Source organism: Kitasatospora arboriphila (genome assembly GCF_039528095.1).
Lineage (GTDB): Bacteria > Actinomycetota > Actinomycetes > Streptomycetales > Streptomycetaceae > Kitasatospora > Kitasatospora arboriphila.
Map to the genome: position 1 here is coordinate 1 of NZ_BAAALD010000220.1, position 1,287 is coordinate 1,287.

Below are 1,287 nucleotides of genomic sequence, written 5' to 3' on the forward strand. Positions count from 1 at the left end.
GAAAACAACCGTGATTCCGGGAGTAGTGGCGAGCGAAACCGGATGAGGCCAAACCTTGAGCGTGTGAGACCCGGCAGGGGTTGCGCTCAGGGGGTTGTGGGAAAGTTCTTCAGTCGTCTGCCGGCGGCTGGGCGAGTCAGAAACCGTATGGGTAGTCGAAGGACATGCGAAAGGTCCGGCGTAGAGGGTAAGACCCCCGTAGACGAAATCCGTACGGCTCGCTTGAGCTTCTCCCAAGTAGCACGGGGCCCGAGAAATCCCGTGTGAATCTGGCGGGACCACCCGCTAAGCCTAAATATTCCCTGGTGACCGATAGCGGATAGTACCGTGAGGGAATGGTGAAAAGTACCGCGGGAGCGGAGTGAAATAGTACCTGAAACCGTGTGCCTACAAGCCGTGGGGGCAGTCTTCGGACTGTGACTGCGTGCCTTTTGAAGAATGAGCCTGCGAGTTTGCGGTGTGTAGCGAGGTTAACCCGTGTGGGGTAGCCGTAGCGAAAGCGAGTCCGAATAGGGCGGTTGAGTTGCATGCCCAAGACCCGAAGCGGAGTGATCTAGCCATGGGCAGGTTGAAGCGCGGGTAAGACCGTGTGGAGGACCGAACCCACCAGGGTTGAAAACCTGGGGGATGACCTGTGGTTAGGGGTGAAAGGCCAATCAAACTCCGTGATAGCTGGTTCTCCCCGAAATGCATTTAGGTGCAGCGTCGCGTGTTTCTTGCCGGAGGTAGAGCACTGGATAGGCGATGGGCCTCACCGGGTTACTGACCTTAGCCAAACTCCGAATGCCGGTAAGTGAGAGCGCGGCAGTGAGACTGTGGGGGATAAGCTCCATGGTCGAGAGGGAAACAGCCCAGAACACCGACTAAGGTCCCTAAGCGTGTGCTAAGTGGGAAAGGATGTGGAGTCGCAGAGACAACCAGGAGGTTGGCTTAGAAGCAGCCACCCTTGAAAGAGTGCGTAATAGCTCACTGGTCAAGTGATTCCGCGCCGACAATGTAGCGGGGCTCAAGCACATCACCGAAGTCGTGTCATTGCAGCATGAGGGCCAACGCCCGCTGTGATGGGTAGGGGAGCGTCGTGTGCCGGGTGAAGCGGCCGAGGAATCGAGTCGTGGACGGTTCACGAGTGAGAATGCAGGCATGAGTAGCGATACAAGAGTGGGAAACTCTTGCGCCGATTGACCAAGGGTTCCTGGGTCAAGCTGATCTGCCCAGGGTAAGTCGGGACCTAAGGCGAGGCCGACAGGCGTAGTCGATGGACAACGGGTTGATATTCCCGTACCCGCT

At 57.6% G+C, this 1,287-nt stretch carries 1 rRNA gene; it reads left to right on the forward strand.

Annotation, left to right across the window (positions count from 1 at the left end):
- A 23S ribosomal RNA gene (locus tag ABD353_RS39595) occupies window positions 1–1,287 on the forward strand; the annotation flags it as partial.